This window comes from Paraburkholderia sp. XV (genome assembly GCF_020177535.1).
GTDB classification, from domain to species: Bacteria; Pseudomonadota; Gammaproteobacteria; order Burkholderiales; family Burkholderiaceae; genus Paraburkholderia; species Paraburkholderia caribensis.
This window is the reverse complement of record NZ_JAGUUD010000099.1, coordinates 24819-31250: the sequence shown is the minus strand read 5'-3', so window position 1 is coordinate 31250 and position 6432 is coordinate 24819. Positions and strand designations below refer to the sequence as shown.

The window sequence follows — 6432 nt, the reverse complement described above, 5'->3', positions numbered from 1 at the left end:
CCGCACAGGGGCGACGCGTGAAGCGAGCTAACAAAACGCGGATGCCAGCGCAAAGCCCAAAACACCGAACGGCACCGCGTGCAACACGCCAACAATTCGCGGATGCCAGAAAAAAAAGCAAACCGCGAATGCCAGCACAAACCAACGCCAACCAAAGCAAACCAAAACAGGCGTCGCAGACAAAAAAACCTACTTCGCTACAACAACAGGAATCCCCCGCAACGCCCCAAACCCTTTAGCTTCCCGAAGCGCCCCCTCCACAGCCGCCCCAGTCGCGGCCTCGACATGCAACTGCGCTGCCAGCGCGCGCTCACTGCGCTTAACCGCAGCCAGATTAGCAAGCTTCACATGCCCATACCCGCGCACCCGCGCATGCAACCCAGCAAGGGTAACGACATCATCCGCCGTACCGGCATCAAAAACCGAAAACGCCCGCTGCATCGTCGCTTCATAGTCGGCGGACAACTGGCGCTCCATCCGCCGCTCGACAGTGCGGCCAAACGGATCGAGCATCGTGCCCCGCAGCCCGCGCCACTTCGCCATCACACCGAACACCGGCCACATCCATTGACCAAACGTCTTCTTCTGCGGCATAGCGCCATGCTTCGCTCGTGAAATAGTCGGCGGCGCAAGGTTGAACTTCACGCCAAAATCCTTCCCCGCGACACCTTCGAATTGGGCTTCGAGCGCAGCACGGAATGCCGGATCGCTATGCAGACGCGCGACTTCGTATTCATCCTTCACGGCGAGCAGCCGATAAAACGTCGTAGCAACAGCGCGGCTCAAGCGCTCTTCACCCTCAACCGCGCCTGCGAGCTTGCGCTCAGCCTGACGCGCCGCATCGACCAGCGCTCGATAGCGCTTCACATATGCCGCGCCGCCATACGCCATCAAACGTGCTTCGCGATCTGCGACCAATGCATCGAGCGTCTCCAACGAATCAACAGCCTGCGCCGCATGACGCTGCGTCCACAGCGCCTCCAGTCCGGCAGGATCGGCGGCCGCCATACGGCCAATCGAAAACGCCAACTGGTTCATCTGCACAGCGACATTGTTCAACTCGATTGCGCGCATCATCGCGGCGAACGATACGGGCACGAGGCCCAGCTGCCACGCAAAACCCAGCATCAGAATGTTCGCGCCGATCGTGTCGCCGAGGAAACGCGTCGCGAGCGCCTGTGCATCGCATGACGACATGCGCTCTTCACCCGCCGCATGACGCATCTTGTCGAGCAGCGCGTCGGCATGCAGATTCGCATCCGGATTTTGCACAAACGAAGCATTGGGAATCGCATGCGTGTTCACGACGATGCGCGTGCGGCCGTGCCGCACCGTCTGCAATGCATCCGCGCCCGCGCCGACCACCATGTCGCAGGCGAGCAGAACGTCGGCCTGTTGCGTGTCGATGCGTACCTGGTTCAGCCATTCGTCGCGCGCGGCGAAGCGCACAAACGACAGCACCGAACCGCCTTTCTGCGCGAAGCCCATGAAATCGAGCACCGAAGCGCTCTTGCCCTCCAGATGCGCGGCCATGCTGATCAACGCGCCAACCGTCACGACACCCGTGCCGCCCACACCCGTTACGAGAATGTCGTAGGGCGCGGCGTCGAGGTGCGTCGCTGGCGTCGGCAATGCGTCGACGCGCGCGGCGAGCGCGGCTGCATCGAATGCGACGCCTGCCGCCTTCTTCAGCTTGCCGCCTTCGATCGTCACGAAACTAGGGCAGAAACCGTTCACACAAGAATAGTCCTTGTTGCACGACGACTGATCGATGCGGCGCTTGCGTCCGAGCGGCGTTTCAACGGGCTCGACCGACAGGCAGTTCGACTGCACGCCGCAATCGCCGCAGCCTTCGCACACTTCCTCGTTGATGAAGAGACGCTTGTCCGGATCGGGAAATTCGCCTTTTTTGCGGCGGCGGCGCTTTTCGGCGGCACAAGTCTGGTCGTAGATCAGTACCGTCACGCCGTCGATGTCGCGCAACTCGCGTTGCACCTTGTCGAGTTCGCTGCGGTGATGGAACGTCGTGCCCTTCGGGAACTGGCCATGATGGCCGTCGTACTTTTCCGGCTCGTCGCTGACCACGACGAAGTGCGACACGCCTTCAGCCTCCACCTGACGCGCGATCTGCGGCACCGAGATGCTGCCGTCGACCGGCTGGCCGCCCGTCATCGCGACCGCGTCGTTGTAAAGGATCTTGTAGGTGATCGTGGCTTTCGCCGCGACCGCCTGGCGGATCGCGAGAATGCCCGAGTGAAAGTACGTCCCGTCACCGAGATTCTGGAACACGTGGCGCGTCTTCGTGAACATCGAATGCGAGGCCCAGTCGACACCTTCGCCGCCCATCTGGATCAGGCCCGTGGTGTCGCGCTCCATCCACGACGCCATGAAGTGACAACCAATACCTGCTTGCGCGATCGAGCCCTCGGGTACTTTCGTCGACGTATTGTGCGGGCAGCCCGAGCAGAAGTAGGGCGTGCGCTTCACGGCATCGGCGGCATTCGAGAGAATCTGCGGCGCGACGAGATCGACTACGCGCTCGCGGCGATCGAGCGCGGGCTTGTGCTTCGCAAGCCAGTTCGCGAACACGGGCAGAATGCGTGACGGCCGCAATTCGCCGAGCGACGACAGCAGCATCGAGCCATCTTCAGCATGCTTGCCGACGATCACCGGGCGCGCGCCTTCCGTGCGGTTGTACAGATAGTCCTTGATCTGCTGCTCGATTACGGGTCCCTTTTCTTCGATCACCAGCACTTCCGACAGACCGGCGACGAACGCGTCGATGCGCGTCATTTCGAGCGGAAACGACAGCCCGACCTTGTAGATGCGCACGCCCGCCTGCTCCAGATCGGCGACAGTGAGATCGAGCCGGCGCAACGCTTCCATCAGATCGAGATGCGCCTTGCCGCACGTGACGATGCCGACGTTCGCGTGAGGGCTCGGCGCGATCCACTTGTCGATGCTGTTCAGACGCGCGAAGTGGCGCACGGCGTCGAGCTTCGCGTGCAAACGCTGTTCGATCGTGAGACTCGGCAAGTCGGGCCAGCGGTTGTGCAGGCCGCCCGCGGGCGCCTGAAAGCCTTCGGGTGTGGCCCATTCCATCTGCAATGCATCGAGATCGACGGTCGAGCCCGATTCGACCGTTTCGGAAATCGCCTTGTAGCCGACCCAGGCGCCCGAGTAGCGCGACAGCGCCCAGCCGTAGATGCCGAACTCCAGCATGTCCGCGATGTTCGACGGGTTCACGACGGGCATGTGCCACGCGATCATCGCGAAGTCGCTCTGATGCGGCATCGACGACGACACGCAGCCGTGGTCGTCACCCGCGACGACCAGTACGCCGCCACGCTGCGACGAGCCGTAGGCGTTGCCGTGCTTGAGGGCATCGCCCGCCCGATCGACGCCGGGTCCTTTGCCGTACCACATCGCGTACACGCCATCGACGGTGCGTTCCGGGTCCGCCTCGACGCGCTGCGTGCCGAGCACGGCCGTGCCGCCGAGTTCCTCGTTGATCGCAGGCAGGAAGCGCACGTCGTTCGCTTCGAGCAGTTTCTTCGCTTTCCACAACTGCTGGTCGACCATGCCGAGCGGCGAGCCGCGATAGCCGCTGATGAAGCCGGCCGTGTTCAGGCCGCGCGCCTTGTCGAGCTGGCGCTGCATCAGCGCGAGACGCACGAGCGCCTGCGTGCCCGTCAGGAAAATGCGGCCGCGCGTGGCGGTCAGGTTGTCGGAGAGGCGGTAGTCGGCGAGTGCGGGGGTGCCGTCGATGGGTAGACGAGCGGTCATTGTGGAGTCTCCGTGTTTTTGCGTTTCGCTGGCGGCATCGTGTTGCGGCTTGCCGTCGCAGCGAAAGAGACTCCATTCTTTCGCGTCAATTGGAGAAGATTCTTGCTACTTTTTGTCTCTGATTCATTTACTGCGACACGATTCCGGCTATTCGGGCTCGTATTGAGATAGATCCACCGCCTTCGGATGCTGGGTCGTCGGAAGGGCGTTTGAGAGCGTTACCTCGAATGGCTATTGAGACATGCCTATGCCATTCAGACGAGGTTCGCGATGCCCGCCCTTGGGTTACGCTATGCCAACAGCTTTGCAACCCACAGGAGACGGGCGATGAAACTGTACTACTGGCCGAAAACGCGGGCTTTCCGCGCGCTGTGGATGCTCGAGGAAATCGGCGAGCCCTATGAGTTGGCGCGCGTGAACCTGCGCACGGGCGAGCAGGACACCTCCGATTTCCACCACGTCAATCCGATGTGCAAGCTTCCCGCGCTCGACGACGGCGGCGTACAGGTCGCGGAATCGGGCGCGGTGCTGCTGTATCTGGCGGACCGTTTCCCCGAAGCCCGTCTCGGCGCGCCCGTCGGCGATCGGTTGCGAGGCCGTTTCCTGCAGTGGCTTTTCTTCACCCCGGGCTGCCTCGAACCCGCAATGGCCGAAAAATTGACAGGTGCGTCGGGAAATTCATTCAGCTTCGGCTGGGGCAACCTGGAGCGCGTGAAGGCGGCCATCGACACGGCGCTCGATGAAGGCGACTGGCTGCTCGGCGAGCGCTTCTCCGCCGCCGACCTTCTGCTGGCGGGCACGCTGCAGATCGCGTTCGTCGCGAAGCTGCTCGAGCCCTCGGGCCGCATCGGCGAATACGTCGAGCGCGCGATCGCGCGGGAAGGTCACGCGCGGGCAATGGCAATCGAGCAACGTGAAATAGACACGTTGAAGGCGAAGCGCTAGCCGCCGCGTCGAAAAACCACGCCTCAGCCTGTCGGCGCCTGCTGCAGTTCGTGCGGCTGAAGCGGCTCGACGTCGTCGAAATGCGTGTAGTCGATATGGCTCACCCCGTTCACTTCGCGGATCAGATCGACGAAGCGGTACTGCCAGCGTATGTCTTCGCTGAGCCACGAATAGCGCGCTTGCATCGTCTGCGCAGTGTTTTCGTCCGAGCCTTCTATCGTCATCAGCAGCGACGCGTCCTGCCCGGCGAGGCTCTCCGGCGTCTGGCCAAAAAGCGGGCTGGCTTCGTCGATCACGTGCATCAGGTTCCAGCCGAGGTAGAACATCGGCTGCTGGTCGCGCACCAGCCGCAGGTCGTAAATCTTGCGCAGCACATAGCCTTCCGACGACCGCTCGACGCGCATCAGCCGCAACCGCGCACGAGCCTCGACGATCACGTTTTGCCGTGCGTTCGCGGTGCGCACCATCAGCGTGGTGCGTCCGTCGATGGGGCGCACCACCGCGTATTGCGAGAACATGATCTTCGCGCGCGGCCGCGAAAAGCGCGCGAAGATCAGGCCCGTGGCCAGCGCAATGCCCGACATGCCGACGAAAATCTCGAGTGTCGCCACGAGATGCCCGTAAAGCGTGCGCGGATGCATGTCGCCGTAGCCGACCGTGGCGAGCGTCTCGACGCTGAAAAAGAACGCGCCCGCAAAGCCCTTCGGATTCTGATTGGCGATGGCGTCACCGCCGAGTTCGTACAGCGACGCGAAGACCGAGTTCAGCACGAGGAACAGGAACGCGAGCGAGATGAAGAACACTGGCCAACTGATTGTCAGCGCGCGGTGATAGAGGTCCTGCCAGACGCGCAGTGGCAAGCCATGCGCGATGACAGTGTGCGAGCGCACGCGAATTTTCCGGTCGAGGATCCGGCCTTTGCGCGCGCGGTGAGGGTTGGATTCGGGCGGGGTCGCGCTCATTCTTTTTCTGTTCTGCTAACGGGTTTGTTGCGCAGCGTCGCGGCGCGGTCGTCATGCCGGTTGCCCGCTGCGGCATGTAGTGTAGCCCGTCCGCCCGGTTAGCGGCGGCAATGCGCGACTTCAGGCGACGCGACCTTGGTCCGCTCAGGGAAACGCGCGCGGCTTCGGCACGCCCGCGCCGTGCTCGATATCGGCAACGGCCTGCTGATGTGCCGTTTCGACAGCTTCGGCTTGCGTCGCGAAGCCCGTGTCGCCGCCTACCGTGGTCCAGCGCTGTACGGGATGATCGCGATGCCGGATTTCGTATTCCGCGTCCCAGCGCGCGCCCTGAAGTTCGAGTGGCCGCACGTGTATCGCGTACACGCCGTAGAGAAAGAGCGGTTCTGTCATGATCGCCTCCGCCTGTTCAACGAAGAAAACGTCGTCGGCGCGGCGCGCGGCGGACGCGCCACGTATCGTTCAATGCGAAAGCCCCGTGCCTAAAGTTCGATCTCGCCGAGGATTCTGTGGGCCAGCGCCTTCGCGTCTTCGAGCGCCTCGTCGGCTGTCGGCGACGTGGCTTCGACTTCGTAGAGCGTGTCTTCCGTCTCGTCGCCTTCGTCGCGCGACAGTGCAACGACGCCCTGGTATTGCCCGCCATCTACCGGGCGCACGCTCGCCGTCGCCGTGTAGAGGCCTTTGGTGTAGGTGACGTCCTCCATGATGCATCTCCTGCAAGGGGGAGATTCCATCCTAGCAC

At 62.9% G+C, this 6432-nt stretch carries 5 protein-coding genes; 1 reads left to right on the top strand and 4 read right to left on the bottom strand.

The window, feature by feature from the left end:
* Positions 1-189: 189 nt before the first annotated feature.
* Entirely contained in the window at positions 190-3786 is a 3597-nt protein-coding gene (locus KFO72_RS32445) for an indolepyruvate ferredoxin oxidoreductase family protein (protein ID WP_225033829.1), read from the bottom strand.
* 327 nt (positions 3787-4113) lie between these two features.
* Between KFO72_RS32445 and KFO72_RS32440 the strand changes: the two genes are divergently transcribed.
* The gene (locus KFO72_RS32440; RefSeq protein WP_225033828.1) at positions 4114-4731 is read left to right on the top strand and encodes a glutathione S-transferase family protein; all 618 of its coding nucleotides are present in this window, start codon (positions 4114-4116) and stop codon (positions 4729-4731) included.
* A gap of 23 nt (positions 4732-4754) precedes the next feature.
* On the opposite strand, the gene KFO72_RS32435 is transcribed toward KFO72_RS32440, so the two are convergent.
* The 3 genes from KFO72_RS32435 to KFO72_RS32425 all read right to left on the bottom strand — a co-directional run bounded on the left by KFO72_RS32435 (position 4755) and on the right by KFO72_RS32425 (position 6394).
* Entirely contained in the window at positions 4755-5693 is a 939-nt protein-coding gene (locus tag KFO72_RS32435; protein ID WP_225033827.1) for an ion channel, read from the bottom strand.
* A 144-nt stretch (positions 5694-5837) separates the two neighbouring features.
* Positions 5838-6083, bottom strand: coding sequence for a hypothetical protein (locus tag KFO72_RS32430; RefSeq protein ID WP_035987658.1), 246 nt, complete (start codon positions 6081-6083; stop codon positions 5838-5840).
* A gap of 89 nt (positions 6084-6172) precedes the next feature.
* A complete protein-coding gene (locus KFO72_RS32425) occupies positions 6173-6394 on the bottom strand; it encodes a hypothetical protein (protein ID WP_007577857.1) in 222 nt (73 codons plus the stop codon).
* Positions 6395-6432 lie beyond the last annotated feature (38 nt).